Genomic DNA, 26,770 nt, shown 5'->3' on the forward strand with positions numbered 1-26,770 from the left:
TACGAACTCTTAACGAGATCGGTTAGACAAGATATGTCTTTCGTTTAATAGGAACTGACTTCTAGACATTCTCATGCGTTCGATACGCTCTTCTGCAAGGCGATCTGCTGCTAAGTAAGTCGGGATGTTATCACGTTTTGAGATTTCGATAACACTCGCGATGTTGTCATAGATTGTTTCTACTTTTTTCATAGCACGATCACGGTTGTAGCCGTTAAGCTCATCAGCAACATTGATAACTCCACCAGCGTTGATTACATAGTCTGGTGCATAAACGATTCCCATCTCATGAATCGCATCACCGTGACGTGTTTCTTTCAGTTGGTTGTTAGCAGCACCTGCAATAACTTTAGCTTTGATCTGTGGAATAGTATCATCGTTAATAATAGCTCCTAGTGCACATGGCGCAAAGATATCACAATCTACGCTGTAGATCTCATCGATCTCAACAGCTTTTGCTCCGAAATCTCTAACCGCACGTTGTACAGCTTCTTTATTAATATCTGTAACAATCAATGATGCGCGTTCTTCGTGTAGGTGCTTACATAGTGTATAAGCAACATGTCCAACACCTTGAACAGCAATCACTTTTCCTTCTAGAGAATCTGTACCAAACGCTTCCATCGCTGCTGCTTTCATACCACGGTATACACCGTAAGCCGTTACTGGAGATGGATTACCACTTGAACCGAAAGCAGGTGATACACCCGTAACGAACTGTGTTTCTTGGTAGATAAGATCCATGTCTTCAACCGTTGTACCCACATCTTCTGCTGTAATATAACGACCGTTAAGTCCTTGAATATAACGACCGAACGCACGGAACATTTCTTCGTTCTTGTCTTTCTTTGGATCACCGATAATTACTGTTTTACCGCCACCAAGATTTAATCCCGCAGCTGCGTTCTTATAAGTCATGCCTTTAGCAAGTCTGAGTGCATCTTCAATCGCTGCATCTTCTGTTTCATACGTCCACATTCTTGTTCCGCCAAGTGCAGGACCCAATGTCGTATCATGAATACAGATAATTGCTTTTAGACCAGATTGTTTATCTTGGCAGATCACCATTTGCTCATAATCATAAGTTTCCATATATTTAAAAATTTCCATTGTGTTTTCCTCCTAAGTTTTAATTATCAGTGATGACTGAATTTACCGCTAAAGCGATAGAATAATATTTACTTTCTGCTGAATCCGCTCTGGATGTTAGAACGATTGGCGCTTTAGCTCCGCATATTACTGCTCCAACTTTTGCTCGAGCAAAGTAGATCAGTGATTTATACAATACATTTCCTGTTTCAATATTTGGAACAAGAAGGATGTCAGCATTCCCTGCAACACTTCCTGTGATTCCTTTGTGAGCTGCAGCTTCCTTTGATATGGCATTATCTAAGGCCAAAGGACCTTCTACAATACCACCTTGAATTTGATTCCTAAGGTTCATAACCATCAGACTCGCTGCATCCAATGTTGCTTGCATAGCGGGATTGACATTCTCTACGGCAGCAAGCACAGCTGCTTTCGGAACTTCAACACCCGTTCTAACCGCAAAATCGATAGCATTTTGCAGAATCTGAACTTTTTGATTAAGATCAGGCTCTATGTTCATGGCAGCATCCGTAACAAAGATTAATTTTTCAAATCCTTCTACTTCGAATGCAGCAACATGTGATAGCACTTTGCCTGTACGGAGACCAAATTCTTTATTTAAAACTGCTTTTAAAAGAGCAGACGTTGAGATGAGCCCTTTCATTAAAATATCAGCGTCTCCATCATGAACAGCTCTTACTGCCTTTAATGCAGCCGAAGCTGTATCGGTCGGAACAACTTTAATCCCATCTAACGAAACATCTGCGTTTCTTTCTAACCAGTCAGAAATTTTGTTACCGTCTCCAAACAGAATAAAGTGGGCGAGCCCCTCTTTGTACGATTTCAGTATGCTTTCCAAAACCTCCTGATCACCAGCTTCTGCCACTGCGATGACTGGTTTCTCTTGTTGATTTTTGGCTTGGCTCACCAAGTTTTGTAAACGCATGCTATCCCCCCTTGTTAACCGCTTTATTAACAATGCAATTTTCATGCCAACAATTAAAAGTGTTATAAAAGTCGATATCCTAATATGAATATGCAATACCTTGCAGATAACTTGCAATATTTTGCATGAAATTATTTGCGCAGTTTTTCGTCAAGATCATATTTTTCTAATTTATAATAAAAATTCCGAAGTGAAATACCTAGTGATTTAGCTGTTTTCGTTTTATTGCCACGAAACCTCTCTATAGCTTCTGTTAAAATACGTTTTTCAACCGCATCCATTTGTTCAGCTAAGCTCTTTTCATTAACAGCCGTATCGGAGATATCTTTCAGATGAACATCCTTATTCTTCGATGGTTCTAAAGATAACAGCGATATATGACTTCGATTGATCTGTGAATCAGTATGACTCATGTGGATGATCGCTCTGCCTAATACGTTTTCAAGTTCTCTAACATTTCCCGGCCAATGATACGCTAGTAAAAAGTCCTCTGCATCCTTGCTGATATAATCAATGTTTCTTCCATAGTCTTGATTTAGCTTCTGCAGGAGGTGATATGCTAAGAGCAAAATATCATTGTTTCTTGCTCTTAATGCCGGAATATAGATCGGCATCCTGTTGAGTCTATAGTACAAATCCTGTCTGAACGTACCATCTGCGATCATTTTTTCAAGGTTAACATTGGTTGCGGCGATCACACGGACGTTGATCGGAATGGCTTTCGTCCCACCAACTCGTCTGATTTCATTCTCTTGAAGAACACGCAAAAGTTTAGCTTGTGTGTTCTGAGACAACTCTCCCACCTCATCTAAAAAGATGCTTCCGCCGTTGGACTCTTCAAACAGCCCTCTTTTCCCACCTCTTAAAGCACCAGAAAAAGCTCCTTCTTCATAGCCAAACAGTTCACTCTCTAATAACGATTCAGACAAAGCAGCACAGTTGACGCGTATAAATTTATTAAACTTTCTGCTACTCGCATTATGTATCGCATGAGCAAAAAGTTCTTTTCCCGTTCCAGATTCACCACGAAGGAGAACGGTTGCAGGAGTAGAAGCAGCTAGCTTTGCTTGATCGATCGCAAAACTCATCTCTTCTGACGAACCAATTATATCTTCAAACGAATATTTAGCTTCAAGTGTCCGAATGATCTGTCTTGCACGGTTGAGTTCTTCAGTAAGCCCTTTTATTTCAGATACATCGTGAATGACACCTACACTGCCTTTTAATAGACCATCCACGATAACAGGCGCAACATTAACAATCACATCTTTCCGGTTTGGCCCAACTCGTAATCGGGCACCTCTCACAGGTTTTCTTGTTTTTAGAACCTGCATGTGTATACTTTCACCTTCAGATATATCGGTTGTTGCCGGTTTTCCAATCACTTGCTCGGCTGTGTATCCTGTTAGCCTCGTATAAGCAGGATTGATCATGATCCCTTTTCCTTCTTCATCAACTACAGATATAGCTTCCTCAGAAGATTGGATGATCGATCTTAACATCGTTTGGATGCTTTTTAAATTCGTTACTTCTTCTGCCAGATCCACGATTTCTGTAATATCTTTAAAAACAGCAAAAGCGCCAAGCTTTCGACCTTCATGATTTAAGATCGGTGTCCTTGTTGTATAGATTTTGGTGCCATTCGCTAAAATTTGTTCTTGATTAACTTCTTCTATGCCTGAGTCCATAACTCTTGGAAGCTGACTATTAGGCATGACTTCTAGAATGGATTTACCTACAACTTCCTCTTTCGATAATCCTGTCATCTTCTCAGCACTCTTGTTAAATATGGTGATCGTTAGATCTTGATCGATCACAATCATGCCATCATGTGTATTATCTAAAATTGTTTTGAGTTGTTGAAGATGGCTGATGTCTTTTTTATTTTTCGTTTCGTCAGATATGGTTAACAAAAATTGAAACTGAGTTGTAGTCAATCTTCCCGCCATTGGATATTTGGTTTCGTTTAGCAGGTCTGCCGTTTCTTTAAGTGAATCTGAATAAACGATTACATCTATTACCTCATCTGGTGCCGATGAATATGTAAAAACTGGAGTGTTATTAAATTTGGCCGGCAGCGATTGAAGAGGTTCTTGAAAGATAGCTGCAAGTTCAAAAAGTTTGGATTGATTGATCTTTTGAACCAATTCAATTTCTTCTTGCGTTGCCAACAATACGATCCTTTGCAACAATTAGCCCACCTTTTTATTATAACATGCAATATTTTTCACATACTCATCATAGCTCACTATGAAAGGGTTTGCAAACTTATTTTGCATCGACAATAATTTTAACTTTATGTACAATAAGACGAGTAGAGGAGTGAAATTCTTCATGAGCAGATATGCAGCTTTGGTGATTGTATTAATTCCTGGAATCATGGCCGTGATGGGCATTAAATGGATGAGAGACACTTTGTTTGGTGTTTTGCAGTTTCCGTTTCCGTTCTTATGGCTACAATTTATTGCTGGGTTGCTAAGCTTCTTAGCAGGCTTAGCTTTTGTAGGCGGATTCATCTTTTACAGAGACCGCAAAAGAAATAAAGTCCAGTTAAAATACAGAAAAAAATAACCATCCCTCGTACTTGAGGGATGGTTATTTTTTAAGTAAGTAATTATGCCATGACCTTATGTTCGATTCGAAGCTTATCCGCGACCATCGCGATGAACTCAGAATTTGTAGGCTTTGCTTTTGACATGGATACTGTATAGCCGAATAAGGATGAGATGCTGTCGATGTTTCCACGGCTCCATGCTACTTCGATCGCATGGCGTATAGCACGTTCAACACGGCTTGATGTTGTATTGAATTTTTTTGCGATATCTGGATAAAGAACCTTTGTGATCGATCCTAATAGTTCAATATCATTGTATACCATAGAGATCGCTTCTCTTAAGTACATATATCCTTTAATATGAGCAGGAACGCCAATCTCATGAATGATACTTGTGATACTCGCATCCAGATTGCGTGGTTTATTGTTCATTGTAGATTGGAAATTATTTCGATTACTTCCGGACGCACGCTGAACAGTTGATTTTTCTGCTCCGCAGATCTGACGGATCTGACTCGCAAGATTGTCCATATCGAATGGCTTTAAGATAAAGTATGATGCACCTAGGTCTACGGCTTTTTTCGTTACATCTTCCTGACCAAACGCCGTTAACATGATAACATTCGGCTGAGGCAGATCATCGCTAGATCTGATTTTCTCCAGCACCGCTAACCCATCTAAATGAGGCATGATAATATCAAGAACTAAAACATCAGGATCTTTATTCTCTAAAACGGACAAACATTCTTGACCGTTGTAAGCTACCCCAATTACCTCCATATCATCTTGACTTGAAAGATACTCCCTCAAAAGACTAATCAGTTCACGGTTATCATCAGCTAGACAAACTTTAATTTTTTGCACCATTATTTCCTCCCCATCCAACAATTTCTTGTTTTTCCCAATGTAAGATTTCAACAATAAATCTTAAATCCCTTTATTTTGTTTTAAATTTTTTAAAATTATTTTGTTTTTGTAGCAGATAGAGCTGTTTTCTTCAATTTACTTTGAATTTCGACAGTTATTATATTTTCAAAAGTGTTTTTGTCGAATTTTCTTTATATCCCTCATTATACAAAATTTTCATAGGATTGTCTAAATTATCTAAAAGTAAATGAAAACAAATTCCAGCACCCATTCCTACTTATATGTGTTCAAAATAAAAAAACCGGTGAGATCTCAACCGGTTTTAAAAAATGTTAACTCGCTTGTTTTGCATCTTTATAGATATTGACACCAGCTTCATCAAGCATCCACTCGATATGAACGCCATAGCCCGAAGTTGGGTCATTTACAAACACGTGTGTAACTGCTCCAATAATTCTGCCATTTTGAATGATTGGGCTGCCGCTCATACCTTGAACGATTCCACCGGTAATCTTTAAAAGCTCGGGATCTGTAATCTTAATGACCATTCCCTTTGTAGCCGGAAACTTTTGAGGAACAGAGCTTACGACATCAACATCAAACTCTCGAACCTTCGACCCGTTAACAACAGTTAAAATCTTCGCTGGACCTTCTTTTACCTGATGAGATAAGGCGATTGGCAATGGTTTATTCCAGTCCCCATTCGATAATTCATCGTTTAACTTTCCAAAAATCCCAAAAGGACTATTTTTTGAAATGTCCCCTAAAACTCTTTGATCGTTGGAAAAACGCGCCAGCTTTTCTCCAGGATGACCGTTAGATCCTTTTTCGATGGAAGTTACGGTAGATCCAAGGATTTCCCCATTGTTTACCTTGATTGGCTTCTTAGTATCCATATCTGAAATAACATGACCGAGTGCCCCATATTTGAATGACGCTGGATCAAAAAAAGTTAGTGTTCCTACGCCCGCCGCTGAGTCACGAATATATAGTCCAATGCGATAAGACTGATCATTCTTGTCCTGCAGAGGAGTAAGTGTTTTATGAAACGTTTTACCATCTCGAATGATGGTTACATCTAAAGGATTTGAAGTTTCCCCAGACTGTTTAACAAATGGGCTTACATCTCCCATTTTTTTAATATTTTTTCCGTTGATTTTGGTAATAATATCTCCTACTTGAATATCGGCAATTTCACCTGGAGATTGTTTACCTGCAGTTGTATTTACGAGGTGATGTCCCACAATCAGTACCCCTAGAGTATTTAATTTCACTCCTATCGATTGTCCACCAGGTACAACTTTAAGGTCAGATAACACTTTTACATTCATCTTCTTTATGGGAAAACTTGCTGCTTCGAGAGTTGCCATGCTATCACCGTTTGTTTTGGCTTGTATCGAAACTTTATGTTCGCTTTCCATTGCGGTTGTATAAATGTTTGTTTCTTCCTGCTTCATGTTTGTTCCAACAGGAAGGGCTTGTAAGACATGCTGTCCTTCAAAAAAGGTAATCGATTCAGGCAGTGCTACATATTCTCGCACAGGAGACAAAAAACCGATTCCCACTAAACTTCCAAGGAGAATAACGCCGATCATTCGCCGAAGTAAATCCTTATACATCATACACTCTCCTCGCTCCTAGCTCACACCCTCACCATGGCTGTACCTTTAATTTAGCCTACGGACCATGAGTTTATAACCTAGAAAAAAGAAAAAGCTATTCCTTAAATGGATAGCTTTTTCATGAATAAAGTTTTATGATGTCTTTTTGATTGACGCTGCAAGCTCTAATAATTCTTGAGCATGTTGCCTCGTAAGGTCAGTAATCTCAACACCAGAGATCATTCTGCCTATCTCATTTACTTTTTCATCCGTTTTTAATGTTAGGACCTTTGTAACCGTTCTTCCTTGAAGTGTGTCTTTAGAGATATGAAGATGCGTGTCAGACATCGCTGCAACTTGTGGAAGGTGAGAGATACAAAGTACTTGTGAACCGACAGAAACTTTATAGATCTTTTCCGCTATTGCTTGAGCGACTCGTCCTGAGACTCCTGTATCTACTTCATCAAAGATAATGGCGGTAATTCCTTGGTTTTCAGAAAAAATGGTTTTCAATGCTAGAATAATTCTGGAAAGCTCTCCACCAGATGCTACTTTTGATAGTGGTTTAAGGGGTTCTCCAGGATTCGGGGAGATATAAAATTCTACAGAATCCATTCCTGTTCTTAAAAACTGATTATCATCAATTCGCTTCATTACGACTTCGAATTTGGTTTTTTCCATATAAAGTTCTTTAAGCTGTTGTTGTATACTGTTCTTTAAGACTTTAGCGGTCTCTGTTCTCCGCTTAGTCAGCTTTTTACCTGATACCTCAAGTTTAGCAATGAGCTTATCCTGCTTTTTCTTGAGTTCTTCAATATGATTATCTTTGTTCTGAATGAGTTCTAACTCTTTTTTAATTTTTTCACTATAATCGATCATTTCTTTTACTGAAGAACCGTATTTGCGTTTAAGCTTACTTAGTTCATCAAGACGTGATTCGATGCTGTTAAGCCTTTCCGGGTTGTATTCTAATGAATCAAACATATCCCGAATCTTATATGTAAGCTCTTCAAGTACATAAAAGCTGTTTCCAAATTGCTCTTCGTCGGCTTTTAATGATTCATCAAGTGCTGCGACCTGCGAAAAATCAGCTAGTGCACTAGATACAAGTTCGAGCGCTTTTCCTTCGCCATAAAGATTATGGTAAGCATCCTGAAGAGAGCCATGAATTCTTTCAAAATTCGAAAGCATTCTTTTTTCTTCCTCAAGCTTAACATCCTCATCAGGAATGAGGTTGCTACCCGCTATCTCTTGGTACTGATATTCGAGCAAGTCTATTCTCTGCGCAATCTCTTGTTCGTTTCTAGAGAGCTCTGAAAGCTGCTTGTTGATTTCTTTGTAGTCTCTGAAGGTTGATTCGTACGAAATCAGCTCTTGTTTAAAATCCTTATCACCAAAACTATCTAGTAAAAAAAGATGCTTGTCAGGCTGCATTAAATATTGCGTTTCATGCTGCCCATGAATATCTACTAAGGCCTGTCCGATCTCCTTAAGAACAGAGAGCGTAACAAGCTTTCCGTTTACTCTGCAGATGCTTTTTCCGTTCTCCGTTATATCCCTTTTAAGCACGACCATCTCATCTTCATCCGAAATCGCAATTCCAAATTCCTCACATTTGTCATATACACGATGACCTGGATGAATATGAAACAAACCTTCGATTTCAGCTTTTTGAGTACCATAGCGTACAAATTCCGTAGAGCCGCGGCCACCAATCAGAAGTCCGATCGCATCGATGATGATGGACTTTCCTGCACCGGTTTCACCTGTTAATACGGTTAACCCTTTACTAAAAGAAACACTCAGAGAATCAATTATAGCAAAATTACGAATACTTAATTCTGCCAGCAATTACATCACACCTTATTATAAAAATTACAGCATATCTAAAAAGCGCTGCGAAACATCTGAACTAACTTCTTTAGAACGACAAATAATTAAGATTGTATCATCGCCACAGATCGTTCCCATTAAATCTTCCCAATCCAGCTTATCAATTAACGCACCAATGGCATTTGCATTACCCGGAAGTGTTTTCATGATAATCAGGTGATCTGCATAATCAATACTAATAAAGCTGTCAGTCAGTGTTCTTTTTAACTTCTGCAGTGGGTTGAACCTTTGGTCAGCCGGAAGACTGTATTTATAGCGACCATCGTTCATCGGCACTTTCACAAGATGCAGTTCTTTAATATCTCGGGAAACAGTTGCTTGCGTTACATTAAAGTTTGCTTTCTTAAGCAGTTCCACTAAATCGTCTTGTGTCTCAATATCATGGTTGCTGATCATTTCACGTATTTTAATATGTCGTTGTCCTTTATTCACTCGTGATTCCACCTCAATTTACACTGTCACATTCTGCCTTTATCTTATACTATTGTGCATAGGATGTAAATTTTTCATTAGTGAAATGATGAAAAGAGCGAGAAATTTTATTCTCGCTCTTTCTTTAATGTTTCATGAGCTGACTTCACAACTTCTTCAATAGTTTTTGAAGTTATCGACATGCAGTCCTCATTATTTACTTTTCCATGCATTAAAAACTCGATATTTCCATCCCCACCCGTTATAGGTGAGAAGGACAATGCAACAGGATTAATCCCTGTTTTGCGGGCAAAATCCGTAATCTCTTCAATCACGCGTTTATGAACTTTAGGATCTCTAACAATTCCCTTTTTCCCGACTTCTTCACGCCCTGCTTCAAACTGAGGCTTGATCAAAGCGATCACATCTCCAGTTGGCATAAGCTGAGTCAGCACAGGAAGAATGATTCGTAGTGAAATGAATGAAACGTCGATCGTTGCAAAGTGAGGGATTCCCTGTTGAAGCTGATCAGGAGTTACATATCTAAAGTTTGTTCTTTCCATCACCGCTACCCTAGAATCGTTTCTCAGCTTCCAAGCAAGTTGATTGTAGCCCACATCGATCGCATAAATATAGGAGGCGCCATTTTGTAAGGCACAGTCAGTAAAGCCACCTGTTGAAGCCCCAATATCCATTCCTATCTTTTCTTTAACTTCAAAATCAAAGGTTTTAAGTGCCTTTTCAAGCTTAAGCCCGCCTCTTCCCACATAAGGGATTACATCTCCTTTAACTTGAAGAGGCGCATCTTGTTCTATCTTTTCTCCTGGCTTATCCATCCGGTTCGTTCCTGAGTACACGAGGCCAGCCATAACAGATCGTTTGGCTTTCTCTCGTGTTTCACAAAGTCCTCGATTGACAAGCAGTACATCTACCCGTTCTTTTTTCATGTAAGAAGACCCTTTTCTGCCTTTCTTTTAACAAGCGTTTTCACTCGCTCAACAAGATCAGGCGTTGTAATTCCGATCTCTTCTAAAAGTTTTGTCACACTTCCATGCTCGATAAAGCAATCTGGTATACCCATTCGATCAATGATCACATTTGCCTGATGGTCAGCCGCATGCTCTAATACCGCACTTCCAAAACCGCCTTGAAGAACAGCCTCTTCTAACGTTAAAATAGGCATGTTTTCCGCATAAAGCTCTTTGAGCATTTTTGAGTCAAGCGGTTTAATAAAACGAGCGTTGATCACGCGTGCTGAGACACCTGATTTAGCGAGAATCTCCCAAGCTTCAAGCGCCATTGGAATCGTCGTTCCAAACGTTAGAATCGCAACGTCGTCTCCATCTTTCAGCACTTCCCATGAACCAATTGGAATGTTCTCAAACTCTTCATCCATCGGAACTCCTGAACCGTTACCTCTAGGGAATCTGATCGCAATCGGACCATCTTCATATTTAAGAGCAGAATATACCATATGCTGAAGCTCGTTCTCATCTTTCCCCATCATCAATACCATGTTTGGAATATGACGCAAGAAAGCAATATCAAATACACCTTGGTGCGTTTCTCCATCAGCACCAACGAGACCAGATCTATCTATTGTGAAAACAACATTCAAATTCTGTCTGGCTACATCATGAACTACTTGGTCGTAACCTCGCTGCAAGAACGTAGAATAGATCGATAGGACCGGTTTCATATTCTGCGTAGCAAGTCCAGCTGCCATCGTTGTGGCATGCTGTTCAGCAATACCAACGTCAAACAACCGATCAGGAAACGCTTTGCCGTAATCCGTTAGCTTAGAGCCAATGGTCATGGCAGGCGTTATGACAGCAATACGATCATCTTTATGGGATAGCGTCTCAAGAGTTTTACTGACCACTCCGCTGTAAGATGGTCCAACTTGCTGCGGTTTGATCTGCTCACCTGATTCAATCTTATAAGGACCAACGCCATGCCAGCTATCCTTTTTATCACTTTCAGCCGGTTCATATCCTTTGCCTTTTTTCGTAAGAACGTGGATGATTACCGGACCTTTCGTTTTTTTGGCATATGTTAGATTCTCGATCAAGTCATCTACATCATGACCATCAACCGGCCCTAAATAGGTGTAGCCTAGCTCCTCAAAAAACATTCCTGATACTAACAGATACTTTAAGCTGTCTTTAACACGTTCAGCTGTAGCAGCCAATTTACCGCCAAAAGCGGGTATCTTACGAATCAATGATTCTAGCTCATCTTTTGCTTTATTGTATTTTCTAGCTGTTCTCATGCGTCCTAAAACGTTGTGAAGAGCTCCAACATTTGGAGCGATAGACATCTCGTTGTCGTTAAGAACAACGATTAAGTCTTTCTTTTCATGACCGATATGGTTCAGCGCTTCTAAAGCCATTCCGCCCGTTAAAGCACCATCACCAATGACCGCAAGAACTTTATCATCTGTTTTCTTAAGGTCTCTAGCGATAGCCATACCCATAGCTGCAGAAAGTGATGTAGAACTGTGCCCTGTTTCCCAAACATCATGTTCGCTTTCAATTCTCTTTGGAAATCCACAGAGACCCTTATACTGTCGAAGTGTATCAAACTGCGATGCTCTTCCCGTAAGAATCTTATGCACATAGGCTTGATGACCAACATCCCAAATAAACTTGTCTTTAGGACTGTCAAAGACTTTGTGCATGGCAAGCGTTAATTCTACAACGCCAAGATTAGGCCCAAGATGGCCTCCTCTAACTGAAAGTTTTTCAATTAGAAAAGAACGAATCTCGGCAGCTAATTTATTTAATTGTTCAGTTTCATACGTTTTTAAAAACTGAGGATCTTGAATTTCTTCCAGGTTCATGGAATATGCCTCTCTTTCCATTAACGCCTTTTCTTCTCTCTTTTAGCAGGCGATAGCAGTTTAATTCTTAATTTTTCCTCTAAAAAATATAATAAACGCCCAACCTGAAAAATAATAAAGGTTGAGTGGTTGATCGCATATGATTTTCCTAGCGCTTTGCCTCCTACAGTAAGTGCAGCAACTACACTGGTGAATACGATTGAGATCAAATACTCAGAGTTTGATCCAGATCTGTTCCCCATTGAAAGTGTAAGTTCTACTACTACTGCAGCAGATGCCGTTCCGCTAACGATCCCAGAGATGTCTCCAATAACATCGTTACAAAAATTCGCTACCCGATCTGCGTTTCTTGTAATGATTATAGCATGTCTTGCTCCAGGAACCTTCTCAGAAGCCATCGCATGAAACGGAACTTCTTTCGCAGCAGTTGATGCCACCCCTACTATGTCAAACAGAACCCCGGTTAATACGATTAGAAACACGATTCCCATCCCTATCGCCCACGAAACTCCATTTAACAAAAAAGATGATACAACTGTAAAAATAGCCGCTAACACAAGAGTGATAACGGCAATGCTTGTACTCCATTTGAGTGTTTTAGTAAAGGAATGCTTCATGCATAACTCCTCACTTTTTGGTCACTTTATGTAATAGGGAGTGGTCACCTTATTAAGTAAAGACTGCGGCTTAGGTCCAGTAGGTTTTCCCAGAAGAGTACGAAATGTCGCCATGTTCGCGGTTTCCCTTTACTCTCTTCTTAACGCTGTTGCCAAACGTTAGACTAGATTACCACTTAGTCCGCACTATAATCCCTAAAAGGTGTCAGGGCAGAACAGTCTAGGAGTTTTCCTCAACAGCCTCGCGCACATTCCCTAGCCTCTTTTGCAGAGAAGATTTCATATGGTATAAAGCTCATAATCAGCGGCCAACCGATACAGGCTTTTCACACCATAATCCCCTCAAGCTCCACTCAAGGCAGGCTACGCTGCTCGCCTTCTTTTCCTGTGAACAAGAAAAAAAGCTAAGCAGGTTCAAACCCCATTTCGCAGTAAGGTCTTTTGAACACAAACCGCAAATATGGGGGCCTCCGCGGAAGAAGGGTCCTCGCCCACATGCCATTGTGGATCGCCCTTCAACCTTAACTCCCAGCGATGACCCAAGGCTGGGCGCCTCAAGCCAATACAAGGAACTTCATCGATGTGCCCTTTGGCGGATTTTTAGGCCCGCCTTCAGGAATGGGGGGCTGACTAGAATACTGCACCACTCCAAAGCAAATAATATCATATCATACTTCCAATTTCGCAACAATCTCTTAGTGGTTTCTTTTTATAATGTAGTCAGCGATGGACGCTAATATGCCTGTATTTCCGTTGATCTTGTTTAAATGTTCCAAAGAAATATGTATATGGTTTTCCATTTCTTTCTTTGCACCAATAAGACCAAGAATCTTAGGATAAGTAGTTTTCAGATTAGCCTCATCACTTCCAACAGGTTTACCAATTTCTTCTTGATTCCCTGTTACATCTAATATGTCATCTTGAATCTGAAATGCAATTCCGATATGCCGTGCATAGTTCGTTAAATGGATAAGGTCTTCATCAGAAGCTCTCGCTGCAATTCCACCTATGATCACTGAACATTCAAGCATCTTACCCGTCTTTTTTTCATGAATGCTTTCTAATTCTGTTAACGTGAGGTCTCTGTTCTCTCCCTCTATGTCTTCTACTTGACCACCAACCATACCTGTTGCACCTGCAGCTCTTGATAGAACAGCAATCATTTGAACTTTTTGGTCCGAAGTTAAATACGAGTTGTTTGTGATCAAGCTAAAGCTCTCTGTCAATAAAGCATCTCCGGCCAAAATGGCTTGAGCTTCCCCAAAAACTTTATGGTTCGTTAGTTTCCCTCTTCTATAATCATCATTATCCATAGAAGGAAGGTCATCATGGATGAGAGAATAAGTGTGAACAAATTCAATCGAACAAACAACATCTACTAATTTTTCTATATTCTTTTCAAAAGCTTCCATAACTGCAAGAGCAAGGATTGGACGTATTCGCTTTCCACCTGCAGAAATTGAATATAGCATCGATTTTTTTAATGTTTCTGGAGCATCCAAATTGTCTAAGTATGTGACCATCTTTTCTTCAACCAATGTTTTTTTATCTCGAAGATATTGTTCAAACGCTATCAATGATCTTCCTCCTGAATCGCGAATGGTTCTTCTTTTCCGTCTTCATGCAGAATCGTATCCATCTTCTTCTCAACGTTCTGTAATTTCGTATGACATAATTTTGAGAGCTTCATTCCTTGTTGATACAGATCGATACTTTCTTCTAAAGGAACATCTCCCTGTTCAAGCTTTTCAACGATCTCTTCTAGCTGTATCATCGCTTCTTCAAATGTAAGTTTGCTTGTTTTTTCAGTCATTCGTAAAAGACGCCTCCGTTCCAGTGATGTGACAATCGATCTGTCCATCTTTTAACTTTATCGTTAATGCATCTCCAGCCTTTACCTGTGATACCGATTTAACCAATTCGCCTTTGCCTTGTTTATAGGTCAAGCTGTATCCTCTATCCATTACAGCCAGAGGATTAAGGGAAGAGAGTCTAGAAATCTTGTTAGAAAAATCCCTCTGGTGCTGCCTTACGTGACGGTTTGTTTCTTTTAGCAATATCTTATGCAGAGAAACGACTCTTTCGTTTGCCTTCTGAAGCTGACCTCTAGGTGAAAACAGTAAAAGTTGACGTTTAACCTGTGAGAGTTGATTTTGATGTTGATCAACAAAACTTCCAACCGTACGTTTTAATTGATCCATACACCTATCTAGTTCTTGCTCTTTTTGTTTGATCAATTGAGTTGGGTACTTAAAAGCATATGATTTTTGCAGTCGGGAAAGATGCTGTTGATGACCCGCTACAAACTCATTCATCACCCTTTTCAAGCGAACATTTCTTTGGAATAATCGATCCTTCAGTTCATCTAGATGAGGCACTGCCATCTCAGCAGCAGCTGTAGGTGTTGGTGCTCTTAAGTCAGCTACAAAATCAGAAATTGTAAAGTCAGTTTCATGTCCCACAGCTGAAATAATCGGCAGATGCGATTGAAAGATTGCTCTTGCAACACTTTCTTCATTAAACGCCCATAGCTCTTCTATCGATCCTCCACCACGTCCCACGATGAGAACATCTGATTCGTTCAAAGCATTCGCTCGTTCAATCGCCCGAACGATGGACGGGGCAGCACCTGGTCCTTGAACAAGCACTGGGTATACTGTGACAGCAGCTAGCGGAAACCTTCGTTTTATAGTAGTCACGATATCCCTGACGGCAGCTCCCGTTGGTGAAGTGACCACACCAATCGTAGAAGGAAATTTAGGCAGCGGCTTTTTATGTATAGGATCAAAAAGCCCTTGTTGATCTAACATATTCTTAAGATTTTCATACGCCAGAAATAAATTACCAACACCGTCTTGCTGCATCGTTCTGACATAGAGCTGGTATTGCCCTTGAGGTTCGTAAACAGAGAACGAACCTTGGATTAAAACATTCATTCCTTCTTCAGGTTTGAAATTTAGATGTCTGTTGTTTCCTGCAAACATAACCGCAGAAACTCTGCTGTTTGCATCTTTCAACGTGAAATACAGATGGCCCCTACTATGGAGCTTAACATTGGAAAGTTCACCTTTTACCCAAACGTCTTGTAAGTTACCGTCATTTTCAAATAGCCTTTTAATATACCGGGTTACAGCCGATATTGGAACATACCGATTGTTGTTTTGCATTAATGTACTTCCTTTAACTGCTTTCTCCATTTTGAAGCAAGAACCGTATTGTTCATCAACATCGTGATCGTCATAGGGCCTACGCCTCCTGGAACAGGAGTGATATGCTTTGCTTTCGGTTTAATAGCCTCATAGTCTACATCTCCACAAAGCTTTCCATCTTCCTTGCGATTAACCCCTACATCAATGACAACGGCACCTGCTTTTACCATATCTTCTGTAATAAGGTTCGGTTTTCCTACCGCCGCAATTAAAATATCAGCTTGCAATGTTTGTTCACGAAGATTTTTAGTTCTTGAGTGGCAAAACGTCACCGTCGCATTTTCTTGCAAGAAAAGCTGGCCTGCTGGCTTTCCTACAAGGTTGCTTCTGCCTACAACGACAACATGTTTTCCTGAAATATCTTCACCGGTTTGTTTAACCATCTCTAAAATTCCAAGCGGAGTGCAAGGTATGAAAGCTTGCTCATCTCCTGCATGCATCCGTCCGATATTAATCGGATGAAAACCGTCTACATCTTTTTCAGGCAGAATGGTTTCAATTACTTTTGATTCACTAATATGTGAAGGAAGGGGAAGTTGTACGAGTATCCCATCGATTTGTTCGTCATTGTTAAATGCTTGAATGTATTGTAATAATTCATTCTCAGAAATAGATTCAGGAAGCTCCGTCAATACCGAATGCATACCGAGCTCTTTACACGTTCTTTCTTTTGCTAATACATATGAACGAGACGCTGGGTGATCGCCTACTAGAATAACAGCTAAACCTGGAACAATTCCTTCTTGTTTAAGGTCTTGGATCTCTTTTGCAAGTTTTTCTCTGATCTCTCTCGCAATTTGTTTTCCGTCTAACACAGCCATTCTAAAGTCCCCCTCAAAAGTAGTTGGTTTTATTATTAAATTAATTATTGTTAATATCTTTGACTATCTTTCCTAAGACACCATTTACGAAACGTCCTGCTTCTTCACCGCCAAAGATTTTTGCTGTTTCAATCGCTTCATTCAACGTTACGTTCTTTGGAACCTCTTCCATGAACAACCATTCGTAAGCAGCCATCTGAAGAACAACGCGTTCTACGTTTGCTAGTCTTGAAAAGCTCCATTTCTCTAAATAAGGCGTTAGAAAACGCTCGATTTCTTCTTTCTTTTCAACGGTACCATGAACCATACTTGTTAAAAATTCGTCTGATGGCTCTCCTTCTAAAACATGCTCCATAGCTTCATTAGCTGAGATGTCACTTACTTCAATTTGAAAAAGCGATTGAAATGCCTTTTCTCTGGCAAGTCTGCGTTTCATAATCCGACTTCCTTTCTATTTGCGAACAATTTCTATCTAGCATAATACCATATTGTTAGGACTCGTTACAATCCGAACAATGGACTTACTAACCCTTCCGAACATTCAGTTTTTTTCAATCTGTTAAGGGTCAAATAGTTAAAAAAGTAATTACTAATGTATTATAATTCATTGTTGCTTTGTAGGGAGTTGATTTCTATTACAGGTGCTCGCTTTGTGCGGGGCAGGCGGTGAGCCACATTCGTACGTTTCGTATAAGCGTCTCACCTGCCCACCTGTCCTAGCCTAGAGTCACGCACCTTCCACTCCAATCAATAGTCAAAGAAGAAAAAGATAAAAAGATTTCTACATAATACCAGGTAGGGTATCTAAGCTGTTTATTCAGTAATTTCAAGAGATAATTCTAGAAATTCCAGGCTTAATCCGGCGAGTTTGAACAATAATTCGGCGAGATTTTCCCATATAGCGTCGAGTCGACATCACTCGACTAAAATTGCACTACATATACCCTACCTCATAACATCAACAAGCTAACTCTACTTCATCAAACTATTCACTCGTAATATAAAACAAGAAAAAAGATCAAAGGGCAAGTAGAACTCACCCTTTGATCTTTTTAATAATCTACTTCTGGTGCTTCATTCTGTTTTTCTTTTGAATCAAATTGAACACCAACTACGAATACGTTGATATCCGTTGCTTCTAGTGCTGTCATGTCTAGAAGCGCTTGTCTGATGTAATCTTGAATTTTTTGAGCTACATCTGGAATCGCAACTCCATATTTCATTGATACGTATACATCGATTGAAATACCTGCTTCTGAGAGTTCAACTTTAACGCCTTTGCCATGCGTTTTCTTTCCAAGTCGCTCTACTACACCACTTGCAAAGCTGCCTCTCATGGAAGCCACACCTTCTACATCTGAAGCTGCAATACTTGCAATAACTTCGATAACTTCAGGTGAGATCTCCACTTTCCCTAATTCTGATGAGTAACTTTCCATTTCAAATGATAGTTCATTCATCAATTAAACACCTCCGTACTTATTCGCTTTTTGAAGTTAAATCATGATTTTCTAAAAACTTTGTATTAAAGTCACCATTCACAAAAGTCTCATGGTTTAACAGACGCAGGTGGAACGGAATGGTCGTATGAATTCCTTCGATCACGAATTCACTTAGTGCTCGCTTCATACGGTCGATCGCTTCTTGTCTAGTATTTCCGTAAGTAATAACTTTAGCAATCATAGAATCATAAAATGGTGGAATCGTATAGCCAGGATAAACAGCTGAATCCACTCGAACACCTAGACCGCCTGGCGGAAGATACATTTCAATCTTCCCAGCAGATGGCATAAAGTTTTTCTCAGGATTCTCAGCATTTATTCTGCATTCGATCGACCAGCCATCAAACTCAATATCTTCTTGTTTGTATCGCAATCTCTCACCTGAAGCTACTTTAATCTGTTCCTTGATAAGATCAATTCCGGTTACCATCTCTGTTACAGGATGTTCTACTTGGATACGAGTATTCATCTCCATGAAATAGAAATCCCCTGTATTATGATCAAAGATAAATTCAACTGTACCAGCACCAGAATATTGAACGGCTTCAGCTGCTTTTACTGCCGCTTCTCCCATCTCTTGGCGTTTAGATGGAGAGATGGCAGGAGATGGAGTCTCTTCTAAGAGCTTTTGAAGACGTCTTTGGATACTGCAGTCTCGTTCTCCTAAATGGATCACATTCCCATGGTTATCTGCAAGCACCTGTATTTCAACATGTCGGAAATCTTCAATGTATTTTTCAATATACACACCAGGGTTACCAAAAGCAGTTGCTGCTTCTTGCTGAGTGATCGCAATGCCTTTTAAGAGTTCCGTTTCATTCTTTGCTACGCGGATCCCTTTACCCCCACCGCCTGCTGTTGCTTTAATAATTACAGGATACCCAATTTTGTTGCTGAGTTCAATGGCTTCTTCCTTGTCCCTAATAATCCCGTCAGAACCTGGTACGATTGGAACTCCAGCATCCGCCATCGTTGCTCTTGCAACATCTTTAATACCCATTTTGTTGATTGCTTCAGCACTTGGACCAACAAATGTTACATTACATTCGCTGCAAAGTTCTGCAAAGTCGGCGTTCTCTGCCAGAAATCCATATCCAGGATGGATGGCTTCTGAACCAGTTAGTGTGGCAACGCTCATTATGTTAGTGAAGTTTAGGTAACTATCTTTTGAAGCAGTCGGTCCGATACAATAAGCCTCATCTGCCAAACGGACATGCAAGGCATCTTTATCAGCTTCTGAATAAACGGCTACTGTTTCAACACCAAGCTCTTTGCATGCACGAATAATCCTTACAGCAATCTCACCACGGTTTGCTACTAATAGCTTTTTAATCATAGACATACCCTCCTATTCTGCTTTCACAAGGAACAGAGGTTGTCCGTATTCTACTAATTGTCCGTTCTCAACTAATACTTTTACGATTTCACCATTCACTTCAGATTCGATCTCATTAAATAATTTCATTGCTTCAATAATACAAACGATGCTATCTTTTGAAACTTTATCTCCTGGCTTAACAAATGCTTCAACATCTGGAGATGAAGCAGCATAAAACGTTCCTACCATAGGTGAGACTACTTTATGTAAGTTAGCGTCTTCTTTTGCCTTCTCTGTTTGTTGTTTAACTTCTGTGTTCTCTTTCACTGTTTCAGCTGCAGGAACCTGTTCTTTTACTGGTGGCGCTTGAGTGACAACGGGTTGAGAAACAACTTCTTCTGCTCCATGAGAAACGACCGTACCACTGTCCTTTTTAAGAACAATCTTAGAGCCGTCATTTTCGTATTTGAATTCGTTGATACTTGATTTGTCAATAAGTTTAATCAATTCACGTATTTCTTGAATTTTTAGCATGTTCTCTACTCCTTTAACAATCCTATCCAGTTTAGATTTTTTATTTAGCACCTTCTATTGTGACTAGGTCTTAACACATGTAATATACCACATTTCTCTTTTCGTGGATACATTAGAATCATGTTCAAGTTAATAGTACACGATAACACTTAACATTGTAAGCGTTTGCGAATACTCTTCACATTTTTCTATCATTTCCCTTCACAAAGAAATGCAAACTTAATGACGCAGACGCTTTAAGTTTCTATCCAATATATCATGAAAACCCAAAAAGAAAAAAGCCGGAACTCCGGCTTTTAAACTCTGAATTTATTTAGATGCATGATATTCAACAGCTACCGTTTTATTACTACCAAGATGTTCGTTTGCAACATTCATGATCTCAACGACTTCTTTTTTCGATAGTTTATCAGCTTTTACGATTACTTTGATCTCATTGTTCATCGTGCTTACTAATGCATCATTGAATCCCATCGATTTGATCAATGTTTCTACTGTTGATTCTTGCATCGTAAGTGACTGAAGCTCTGTCATCTTCGCCCAAGCATCAGCTTGAACCTCAGCAGAAGCATCTTCAGACCCTGCAACCGCTACATAGTCAGCACTCATCTCATCACGAACTTCATCTCGCTCAAGGCGAAGTGCTGTAAACACATCATCGTTTGCAACACCTGAAACCGTCGCTTCTTTACCTGACTTCTTTCCTGCCTCCAAGTATGCAAGATCATCTGTTCCACCAGGCGCTGTAATGTAATACACCGACAATACAATGATTAAGCTAAGCATAGTCAAAAGCCAAACGGTTTGTTTTTTCAATAACATTTGATTATTCCCCCTCAGGATTTTTTGGTCCTACGAAAATTTGGTCACTACCTATATCAAAAACTTTTTTAACGAGCTCTATGATCATAGACTTTGTCTGGATGTTCTCTGCACCTTGCGCCAACACGGCTACACCTTTAATCTTTGGTTTTTCTGTTGTAACGACGATCGGCTCTTCTCTGCCATCATTTGAGATGATGACTACTTTTTCATCTATCTTTTGATCTTCTATGGTTCTCTTCCCGCCATTTTTATCATTTTCAGAAGTTGTTTGACTCTGTGTGCTATCATCAGTTACGAACTCTTTTTTCTCTGTTGTGGAGAGTTCAACCCAGACTGACACTTTGCCTACGCCTTGCATTTGCTCTAATAGGTCTTTCAGTTCGTTCGAGTAACGATCTTCATAAGTTTTAATATTCTTGTCTGTGACTTCTTTCGCTTGTTTAAAAACCGCCTCAGATTTAACCTTTGTTTCTGGCACTAGCCCGTTCAATGAACTTTTTTGAGCAGGGGAGTCTATCATCTTGCTAAGAAACATTAGAGAAATTCCCAATAGAAGTAAGACAAGTAAGTACTTTTGTTTATTCCCTGCTTTATCACTAAGCTGCAGCCGTTTTTTTATCTGTTCCCAAAATGAACGTTTCATTGGGATAACTCCTCTCCCCCTTCCAAATGTACATCAACTTGGTCTGCATCCAGCTGCCATTGATCGGCTAGAAACTGGATGACTTCGCTTGTAACCGGTGGTTCGAGAGATTCTTTTCTCTCTGGACCAGAAACACTTACATCCACTTCTGATACTTCAGAGATTCTTGCTTGATCGTGATACTTTGTTAGTATCACTTTGGCACCCCTAATATCTTCAGCATCCAACGGCTCTTTACCGATTTCCGTTTGAATTTGAAGATCGACTATCTCTAACTCATAAGTCTGTTTCAACTCCTCTTGAACTTGTTTTTTCATTGGGACAGCCATTTGCTCTAATATATATGCACGTTGTGCGGATTGTATTTCACTTTTATTCTCTTCTATTGAATTTTTTATTTCGTCTTCTTTCGCAGGTGCTGGTAGATCCATAGCGAGAAACACCTGATCGAGATCTGCGTTTATTAGTTTGAACAGTGGCGAGAGCATGGCAAGCAGGATGAGCAATCCTACCACCATCTTGATATAATTTTGAAATTGATTACCCGGTAACAACAGCTCGATGACTCCAGCCAATAGTACAAGAATAATAATATTGGTTATCCATTCGGTTAAGAATGCCATGACTCACCTCCTATCTGACCATCAGTGTAACGTTGCCAGCTGCGATTATAATCGTTATCGCTAAAAAGAACATGATCGAGACCGTCATAAGGGCAGCAAAGATAAACATGACACTCTTACCGATGATGCCTAATGATTCAACGATCGGCCCACCGCCTAAAGGCTGAAGGAGGGCTGCAGCCATGCTATATATAAAAGCTAGTATTAAAACTTTGATGGCAGGAAAGATAGCCAGTAGTAGCAATAAGAGTGCTCCTATTATGCCTACCGAGTTTTTAAGTAAGATAGAAGCGCTCATAACTGTATCTGTCGCATCTGTAAACATACGTCCGACAACCGGAATAAAATTTCCTGTGATGAATTTTGCGGTCTTGATCGTAATCCCATCTGCCACTGCCGCTGTTGCACCTTGCACGCTCATGACACCAAGGAATACCGTGAAAAAAAAGGCGAGCGCTCCCATGCTCACATTTCGCAAAAGCTTGGCCAACTGAGTAACTTTGTGATGCTCTGACATCGTAGAAACGATGCTTAATAGTGCAGATAAAAAAAGAAGCGGCAATACAAAATTCTTTATTAATAGACCGCTGGTATTTACCAAAAACAAGATAACCGGATGAAAAAAGGCGACTGAAGCAATGCTTCCTACAGTTGCCATCAAGGCAAGAAGAAGGGGTATAAGTGCAATCATGAAACTTAACATATTATCGATCGCTTCTGTCGCATAAGAGATGGCAACGTGAAAACTGTTCAAAGCTAATATGATCAAGACCATATAGATAATGCCATACGCCACTTTTGAAATAGCAGATCGATCAAAAGCATTTTGGATGGATTGAAGGAGCATGCTGAAAACGGTGAGCAGAATTAAGGTTCCTAACAGCTTTCCGTGAACAGCAAGTTCATGAAACATAAACTTCAAAAGACCAAGCATGTATCCTTTTATTGAAAAATCTTTTTCTCCTTTTACAAATTCAAGGAAGGTCCCTTTCTGGCTTTCTGGCAAGAAACCGCCGTACTCTCGGGAGATGCTATCCCAATATTGTTTGATCTCATCTAACTGCATGGAGGAAACTTGTTGATCTACCATTTTTGAAGTGATCGAGCTCGCTGATGCGGATTCTATGGGACCAAATAGGATGAAGGAAAAGATTATGAATAGAAGAAGACTTGTCCGCATCATCACTTTCTGCATCTTTACAACCCGCTTTCTTATTTCGGAATAAGCGTCAGTACGGTCTCGATAATAACCGTTAAGATCGGTATCGCCATCACCAGAATCAGTATCTTCCCACCTAGTTCGATCTTAGAGGCAATAGCTCCCTGACCAGCATCTCGTGTGATCTGTGCTCCAAACTCTGCAATATAAGCGATACCGATTATTTTTAACAACGTTTCAACATAGACCATGTTTACGTTTGCGTTGATGGCAAGTCGTTGAAGCATCGTGAGAATTTGTCCAATCTTATCAATCAAGAATAAAAAGATTCCTGCTCCAACCATGAGTGTGACCAAAAAAGCAAAATTTGCTTTTTGTTCTTTAAGGACTAATGCCAAAAAAGCAGCAACCAGTCCAAAACCAACAATTTGGATAATTTCCAATCTGGCCCCCTCCTTAATTCTGAAACAAAAAGACGCCTTTTACCTTCTGAAACAAATCATCTAAAAGAGTAATGACCATAAAAAGGGCAACAACAAAACCTAATAGAGTGACCCAATGGGCATAATCCTCTTTGCCGATCATTTTTAACACGGTATGAAGCATCGCGACGATTATCCCAAGCCCAGCGATCTGAAACACTGCGTTTACATCCAATCCCATCGATGGTACCTCCTTGTTACAGTAAGAGAATAACGATTAAAAGTCCCATTAGGACTCCAAGACTTTTGCACATTTTTTCATAACGTTCCTGTATGTCTCTTGCTTCCTTTTCTTCACGATTAAGGTGAGCAAGCGTCAATTGAATCTGCTTTTGCTGATGCTCTTTGTCATGCCTGCCAAGAGTCGCCCCAAATTGGCGAAGCACTTCAATCTCACCCATCTTAAAAGAAGTCTCTTTAGCCAGAACAGCCAACTGTAAATCCCATGCTTCTTGCACCGAGAGTTCACCTTCTACTAATCGGTCTGAAATGGTAAGGAAAAAAGTGGACAACGGTTCTTTTAAAGGTCTTCCTATATGCAAAAATGCCTCATGAAGCGGAGTAGATCCATACATGATCTCAGCCTCCAAGGCTTGTAGCGTCACTTTTAGTTCTCTCAACTTCTTAGGTCGTTCTCTTACTCGTTTTGCCCACTCAAAACCAAAGATCGTAGTGGCTGAAAGGATGGCGATCGCACCTAACCAACTCATCATGCTCTACCACCCGATCTGTAGATCTCCTTTAAAGCTCCATCATAAATTCTTTCAATCGTTCCTGGTCCTTTATCGCGGCTCAAGATAACATACCTTTCAAACAATGAAAGATCTCCTAATGGTTTCATCACAGGACGTTTCATTGCATCTTCAACAGAGCTGCCATGTGCGGTAAAAATCATTTGAACACCCGCATGCATCGCTTCTAATATCGCTTCACCATCTTCTTTTCGACCGATTTCATCGACTATCATCACTTGAGGACTCATCGAACGAATGAGCATCATCATCCCTTCCGCTTTCGGACATGCATCAAGAACATCAACACGTCGTCCAAGAGTATGTTGAGGAACACCCTTTATGCTACCCGCTATTTCAGAGCGCTCATCTACGATTCCCACTTTAAAAGAAGGGATGTTTCTTTGTTGAACGCCACAACTAACAACCCTCGCAATATCTCTTAATATCGTGGTTTTCCCGGTTTGCGGCGGGCCGATTAATAATGTATTGACCCATTTTTTTTGAAAAAGATAAGAAATTAGCGGTTCAGCGATGCCAATTTTCTCTCTCGCTATCCTTACGTTAAACGAACTAATATCCTTGATGGCTTTTACGAATCCATGTTCAGTGATCACTTTTCCAGCTAGTCCAACACGATGACCGCCTGATATAGTGATATAGCCTCTTTTTAGTTCCTCTTCAAGCGCGTAGAGTGAGTGCTGACTTAAACGATTGAGCAATACTTGCGACTCTTCAGCCGAGATCTGGCCCTCAGTCGGGTAGATCGGTTTACCCCAACAAAGGATTTCTATCGGTTGTCCAATTCGAACCCTGATCTCTTCTATAGATTGAAGGACAGATGGCGGCAAATTTTTCAAGGTTTGTTGTATGTTATCTGGAAAAAGTCTAAAGATCGTCTCCATGACCGATTTCTCCTTTAAGAGGCTAGTACTATAAACGTATGGTTGACATTTAAGCTTTATGCCAATAAAGGTGGGTAAAAGTTTAAAGTTAGAAGGGAAGGTAGAGAAGACTTTGATAGAATGATAGTGAAACACTACGCGGAGAAGCCTGGCTAGAAGGTAAGACTTCTATGGCGGCAAGTACACTTGTGTTTGAAAAGAATGGATTAGGATGTAACCTATTAGCAATAAAGTTAATAGGATTGTGGTTATTATTCATGAAAATTTATCTTTTGTTGCTAGTTTAGCTTATGACTGGCTGTTTTTACTTAAAAGAAAACCAAATATGTGCATTACGATTCAGCAACTGTATTCTCACTAATACGGAGTGGGGATTTTAAATAAGTTAAATAAGAATCCCTAAAAATTTTTAAGACAATCAAAAAATTTCTTACTTTATTCCGCGAGTTTTGTCCATATATCCGCGAGTCTACTTAAATCGACAACCAGGAATGTCAGATACCCTAAACTCAAATAAACATCGCATCCATTTTATCCTGTCCATTGGTTGCGCCATCATTCTTGTTAACTGTCTACTACATAAAAAAACCTCACTCCAAAAATGGAATGAGGTTTAAATACTATAGCCTATGCACGAGAAACGTAAGCCGCATTTCTTGTATCGATAATCAGCTTGTCACCTTGGTTTACGAAGAAAGGAACTTGTACGATCAAGCCTGTTTCAAGCGTTGCTGGCTTAGTTCCACCAGAAGCTGTGTCGCCTTTAATACCAGGCTCAGTCTCTGCCACTACTAATTCAACTGTGTTTGGAAGTTCAACACCAATCGTTTCACCTTGATATGTCATGATGTGAACAGTCATGTTTTCAAGCAAGTACTTCAACTCGTACTCAATTTGAGAAGCTTGAAGTTCAATTTGCTCATAAGACTCGTTGTCCATGAAAGTGTGCGTATCTCCAGATGCATAAAGGTATTGCATCTTACGGTTTTCAATATGAGCTTTTGCTACTTTTTCTCCACCGCGGAACGTTTTTTCCTGGATACCACCTGTGCGAAGGTTACGAAGTTTAGAGCGAACAAATGCCGCACCTTTGCCTGGCTTTACGTGTTGGAACTCGAGAACTTGCCAGATCCCGTTGTCAACCTCGATCGTTAATCCTGTTTTAAAATCATTTACTGAAATCATGTTTTTATCCTCC

Annotated in this window: 28 protein-coding genes; 1 reads left to right on the forward strand and 27 read right to left on the reverse strand. The window is 40.0% G+C overall.

Annotation, left to right across the window (positions count from 1 at the left end):
- Window positions 1-9: 9 nt before the first annotated feature.
- From bcd to HU823_RS04360, 3 genes are all read right to left on the reverse strand, one after another.
- Window positions 10-1,110: a branched-chain amino acid dehydrogenase gene (gene bcd, locus HU823_RS04350; protein WP_197221261.1), complete on the reverse strand. Its 1,101-nt coding sequence runs from the start codon at window positions 1,108-1,110 to the stop codon at window positions 10-12.
- A 19-nt stretch (window positions 1,111-1,129) separates the two neighbouring features.
- A complete protein-coding gene (gene yqiS / locus HU823_RS04355; protein WP_197221262.1) occupies window positions 1,130-2,035 on the reverse strand; it encodes a phosphate butyryltransferase in 906 nt (301 codons plus the stop codon).
- Between the two features lie 131 nt (window positions 2,036-2,166).
- On the reverse strand, window positions 2,167-4,224 hold the full coding sequence (locus tag HU823_RS04360; RefSeq protein WP_370630024.1) for a sigma 54-interacting transcriptional regulator: 2,058 nt from the start codon (window positions 4,222-4,224) through the stop codon (window positions 2,167-2,169).
- Window positions 4,225-4,369: 145 nt separating this feature from the next.
- Between HU823_RS04360 and HU823_RS04365 the strand changes: the two genes are divergently transcribed.
- Window positions 4,370-4,606, forward strand: coding sequence for a DUF2627 domain-containing protein (locus tag HU823_RS04365; protein WP_144699175.1), 237 nt, complete (start codon window positions 4,370-4,372; stop codon window positions 4,604-4,606).
- Between the two features lie 43 nt (window positions 4,607-4,649).
- Here HU823_RS04365 and spo0A read toward each other — a convergent pair whose 3' ends face one another.
- From spo0A to efp, 24 genes are all read right to left on the reverse strand, one after another.
- Window positions 4,650-5,453 carry a sporulation transcription factor Spo0A gene (gene spo0A / locus HU823_RS04370; protein WP_144703396.1) on the reverse strand — a complete coding sequence of 268 codons (804 nt, stop codon included), beginning with the start codon at window positions 5,451-5,453 and terminating at the stop codon, window positions 4,650-4,652.
- A 335-nt stretch (window positions 5,454-5,788) separates the two neighbouring features.
- Window positions 5,789-7,075: a SpoIVB peptidase gene (gene spoIVB, locus HU823_RS04375; RefSeq protein ID WP_144699173.1), complete on the reverse strand. Its 1,287-nt coding sequence runs from the start codon at window positions 7,073-7,075 to the stop codon at window positions 5,789-5,791.
- A gap of 135 nt (window positions 7,076-7,210) precedes the next feature.
- Window positions 7,211-8,908 (reverse strand): DNA repair protein RecN, encoded by a 1,698-nt coding sequence (recN, locus tag HU823_RS04380; protein WP_197221263.1) that lies wholly within the window; start codon window positions 8,906-8,908, stop codon window positions 7,211-7,213.
- A 24-nt stretch (window positions 8,909-8,932) separates the two neighbouring features.
- Window positions 8,933-9,382 carry a transcriptional regulator AhrC/ArgR gene (gene ahrC / locus HU823_RS04385; protein ID WP_144699169.1) on the reverse strand — a complete coding sequence of 150 codons (450 nt, stop codon included), beginning with the start codon at window positions 9,380-9,382 and terminating at the stop codon, window positions 8,933-8,935.
- A 107-nt stretch (window positions 9,383-9,489) separates the two neighbouring features.
- Entirely contained in the window at window positions 9,490-10,308 is an 819-nt protein-coding gene (locus HU823_RS04390; protein ID WP_144699167.1) for a TlyA family RNA methyltransferase, read from the reverse strand.
- Window positions 10,305-12,203 (reverse strand): 1-deoxy-D-xylulose-5-phosphate synthase, encoded by a 1,899-nt coding sequence (dxs, locus tag HU823_RS04395; RefSeq protein WP_197221264.1) that lies wholly within the window; start codon window positions 12,201-12,203, stop codon window positions 10,305-10,307. Before dxs ends, HU823_RS04390 begins: the two co-directional genes overlap by 4 nt.
- 20 nt (window positions 12,204-12,223) lie before the next feature.
- Complete coding sequence (locus tag HU823_RS04400) at window positions 12,224-12,820, reverse strand: hypothetical protein (RefSeq protein ID WP_066396012.1); 597 nt, start codon at window positions 12,818-12,820, stop codon at window positions 12,224-12,226.
- Between the two features lie 695 nt (window positions 12,821-13,515).
- Complete coding sequence (locus HU823_RS04405; protein WP_231607256.1) at window positions 13,516-14,397, reverse strand: polyprenyl synthetase family protein; 882 nt, start codon at window positions 14,395-14,397, stop codon at window positions 13,516-13,518.
- On the reverse strand, window positions 14,394-14,633 hold the full coding sequence (locus HU823_RS04410; RefSeq protein ID WP_066396014.1) for an exodeoxyribonuclease VII small subunit: 240 nt from the start codon (window positions 14,631-14,633) through the stop codon (window positions 14,394-14,396). Before HU823_RS04410 ends, HU823_RS04405 begins: the two co-directional genes overlap by 4 nt.
- On the reverse strand, window positions 14,626-15,987 hold the full coding sequence (xseA, locus tag HU823_RS04415; RefSeq protein WP_197221265.1) for an exodeoxyribonuclease VII large subunit: 1,362 nt from the start codon (window positions 15,985-15,987) through the stop codon (window positions 14,626-14,628). The genes HU823_RS04410 and xseA overlap by 8 nt, the downstream gene beginning before the upstream one ends.
- Window positions 15,987-16,850 (reverse strand): bifunctional methylenetetrahydrofolate dehydrogenase/methenyltetrahydrofolate cyclohydrolase FolD, encoded by an 864-nt coding sequence (folD, locus tag HU823_RS04420; protein WP_144699161.1) that lies wholly within the window; start codon window positions 16,848-16,850, stop codon window positions 15,987-15,989. The genes xseA and folD overlap by 1 nt, the downstream gene beginning before the upstream one ends.
- A 40-nt stretch (window positions 16,851-16,890) precedes the next feature.
- Window positions 16,891-17,286: a transcription antitermination factor NusB gene (nusB, locus tag HU823_RS04425; protein WP_144699159.1), complete on the reverse strand. Its 396-nt coding sequence runs from the start codon at window positions 17,284-17,286 to the stop codon at window positions 16,891-16,893.
- A 616-nt stretch (window positions 17,287-17,902) separates the two neighbouring features.
- The gene (locus tag HU823_RS04430; RefSeq protein WP_137788933.1) at window positions 17,903-18,310 is read right to left on the reverse strand and encodes an Asp23/Gls24 family envelope stress response protein; all 408 of its coding nucleotides are present in this window, start codon (window positions 18,308-18,310) and stop codon (window positions 17,903-17,905) included.
- 19 nt (window positions 18,311-18,329) lie between these two features.
- The gene (gene accC, locus HU823_RS04435) at window positions 18,330-19,688 is read right to left on the reverse strand and encodes an acetyl-CoA carboxylase biotin carboxylase subunit (protein ID WP_137788932.1); all 1,359 of its coding nucleotides are present in this window, start codon (window positions 19,686-19,688) and stop codon (window positions 18,330-18,332) included.
- A 12-nt stretch (window positions 19,689-19,700) separates the two neighbouring features.
- Window positions 19,701-20,204: an acetyl-CoA carboxylase biotin carboxyl carrier protein gene (gene accB, locus HU823_RS04440; protein WP_197221266.1), complete on the reverse strand. Its 504-nt coding sequence runs from the start codon at window positions 20,202-20,204 to the stop codon at window positions 19,701-19,703.
- A gap of 309 nt (window positions 20,205-20,513) precedes the next feature.
- Window positions 20,514-21,026 carry a SpoIIIAH-like family protein gene (locus tag HU823_RS04445; RefSeq protein ID WP_066396025.1) on the reverse strand — a complete coding sequence of 171 codons (513 nt, stop codon included), beginning with the start codon at window positions 21,024-21,026 and terminating at the stop codon, window positions 20,514-20,516.
- A 4-nt stretch (window positions 21,027-21,030) separates the two neighbouring features.
- Entirely contained in the window at window positions 21,031-21,672 is a 642-nt protein-coding gene (spoIIIAG, locus tag HU823_RS04450) for a stage III sporulation protein AG (RefSeq protein ID WP_197221267.1), read from the reverse strand.
- On the reverse strand, window positions 21,669-22,295 hold the full coding sequence (spoIIIAF, locus tag HU823_RS04455) for a stage III sporulation protein AF (RefSeq protein ID WP_197221268.1): 627 nt from the start codon (window positions 22,293-22,295) through the stop codon (window positions 21,669-21,671). Before spoIIIAF ends, spoIIIAG begins: the two co-directional genes overlap by 4 nt.
- A gap of 10 nt (window positions 22,296-22,305) precedes the next feature.
- Window positions 22,306-23,490, reverse strand: a complete 1,185-nt coding sequence (gene spoIIIAE / locus HU823_RS04460) for a stage III sporulation protein AE (protein WP_231607257.1) — start codon at window positions 23,488-23,490, stop codon at window positions 22,306-22,308.
- A 17-nt stretch (window positions 23,491-23,507) separates the two neighbouring features.
- Entirely contained in the window at window positions 23,508-23,897 is a 390-nt protein-coding gene (gene spoIIIAD / locus HU823_RS04465; protein WP_066396033.1) for a stage III sporulation protein AD, read from the reverse strand.
- 13 nt (window positions 23,898-23,910) lie between these two features.
- Window positions 23,911-24,117: a stage III sporulation protein AC gene (spoIIIAC, locus tag HU823_RS04470; RefSeq protein ID WP_066290831.1), complete on the reverse strand. Its 207-nt coding sequence runs from the start codon at window positions 24,115-24,117 to the stop codon at window positions 23,911-23,913.
- A 16-nt stretch (window positions 24,118-24,133) separates the two neighbouring features.
- Entirely contained in the window at window positions 24,134-24,646 is a 513-nt protein-coding gene (gene spoIIIAB, locus HU823_RS04475) for a stage III sporulation protein SpoIIIAB (RefSeq protein WP_144703390.1), read from the reverse strand.
- Window positions 24,646-25,572, reverse strand: coding sequence for a stage III sporulation protein AA (gene spoIIIAA, locus HU823_RS04480; protein ID WP_197221269.1), 927 nt, complete (start codon window positions 25,570-25,572; stop codon window positions 24,646-24,648). Before spoIIIAA ends, spoIIIAB begins: the two co-directional genes overlap by 1 nt.
- Window positions 25,573-26,199: 627 nt before the next feature.
- Complete coding sequence (gene efp / locus HU823_RS04485) at window positions 26,200-26,757, reverse strand: elongation factor P (protein ID WP_066396040.1); 558 nt, start codon at window positions 26,755-26,757, stop codon at window positions 26,200-26,202.
- Between the last annotated feature and the right edge of the window lie 13 nt (window positions 26,758-26,770).

The sequence above is a fragment of the Fictibacillus sp. 18YEL24 genome (assembly GCF_015903855.1).
GTDB classification, from domain to species: domain Bacteria; phylum Bacillota; class Bacilli; order Bacillales; family Fictibacillaceae; genus Fictibacillus; species Fictibacillus phosphorivorans_C.

Excerpts from the sequence above, each read along its gene's own strand:
- HU823_RS04430 (WP_137788933.1), bottom strand. The coding sequence starts at position 18,310 with ATGAATGAACTATCATTTGAAATGGAAAGTTACTCATCAGAATTAGGG.
- HU823_RS04410 (WP_066396014.1), bottom strand. The coding sequence starts at position 14,633 with ATGACTGAAAAAACAAGCAAACTTACATTTGAAGAAGCGATGATACAG.
- spoIIIAA (WP_197221269.1), bottom strand. The coding sequence starts at position 25,572 with ATGGAGACGATCTTTAGACTTTTTCCAGATAACATACAACAAACCTTG.
- spoIVB (WP_144699173.1), bottom strand. The coding sequence starts at position 7,075 with ATGTATAAGGATTTACTTCGGCGAATGATCGGCGTTATTCTCCTTGGA.
- HU823_RS04445 (WP_066396025.1), bottom strand. The coding sequence starts at position 21,026 with ATGTTATTGAAAAAACAAACCGTTTGGCTTTTGACTATGCTTAGCTTA.
- spoIIIAB (WP_144703390.1), bottom strand. The coding sequence starts at position 24,646 with ATGAGTTGGTTAGGTGCGATCGCCATCCTTTCAGCCACTACGATCTTT.
- HU823_RS04365 (WP_144699175.1), top strand. The coding sequence starts at position 4,370 with ATGAGCAGATATGCAGCTTTGGTGATTGTATTAATTCCTGGAATCATG.
- spoIIIAF (WP_197221268.1), bottom strand. The coding sequence starts at position 22,295 with ATGGCATTCTTAACCGAATGGATAACCAATATTATTATTCTTGTACTA.
- dxs (WP_197221264.1), bottom strand. The coding sequence starts at position 12,203 with ATGAACCTGGAAGAAATTCAAGATCCTCAGTTTTTAAAAACGTATGAA.
- HU823_RS04400 (WP_066396012.1), bottom strand. The coding sequence starts at position 12,820 with ATGAAGCATTCCTTTACTAAAACACTCAAATGGAGTACAAGCATTGCC.
- spoIIIAC (WP_066290831.1), bottom strand. The coding sequence starts at position 24,117 with ATGGGATTGGATGTAAACGCAGTGTTTCAGATCGCTGGGCTTGGGATA.
- HU823_RS04390 (WP_144699167.1), bottom strand. The coding sequence starts at position 10,308 with ATGAAAAAAGAACGGGTAGATGTACTGCTTGTCAATCGAGGACTTTGT.
- folD (WP_144699161.1), bottom strand. The coding sequence starts at position 16,850 with ATGGCTGTGTTAGACGGAAAACAAATTGCGAGAGAGATCAGAGAAAAA.
- efp (WP_066396040.1), bottom strand. The coding sequence starts at position 26,757 with ATGATTTCAGTAAATGATTTTAAAACAGGATTAACGATCGAGGTTGAC.
- nusB (WP_144699159.1), bottom strand. The coding sequence starts at position 17,286 with ATGAAACGCAGACTTGCCAGAGAAAAGGCATTTCAATCGCTTTTTCAA.
- spoIIIAG (WP_197221267.1), bottom strand. The coding sequence starts at position 21,672 with ATGAAACGTTCATTTTGGGAACAGATAAAAAAACGGCTGCAGCTTAGT.
- bcd (WP_197221261.1), bottom strand. The coding sequence starts at position 1,110 with ATGGAAATTTTTAAATATATGGAAACTTATGATTATGAGCAAATGGTG.
- xseA (WP_197221265.1), bottom strand. The coding sequence starts at position 15,987 with ATGCAAAACAACAATCGGTATGTTCCAATATCGGCTGTAACCCGGTAT.
- accC (WP_137788932.1), bottom strand. The coding sequence starts at position 19,688 with ATGATTAAAAAGCTATTAGTAGCAAACCGTGGTGAGATTGCTGTAAGG.
- spoIIIAE (WP_231607257.1), bottom strand. The coding sequence starts at position 23,490 with ATGCAGAAAGTGATGATGCGGACAAGTCTTCTTCTATTCATAATCTTT.
- yqiS (WP_197221262.1), bottom strand. The coding sequence starts at position 2,035 with ATGCGTTTACAAAACTTGGTGAGCCAAGCCAAAAATCAACAAGAGAAA.
- accB (WP_197221266.1), bottom strand. The coding sequence starts at position 20,204 with ATGCTAAAAATTCAAGAAATACGTGAATTGATTAAACTTATTGACAAA.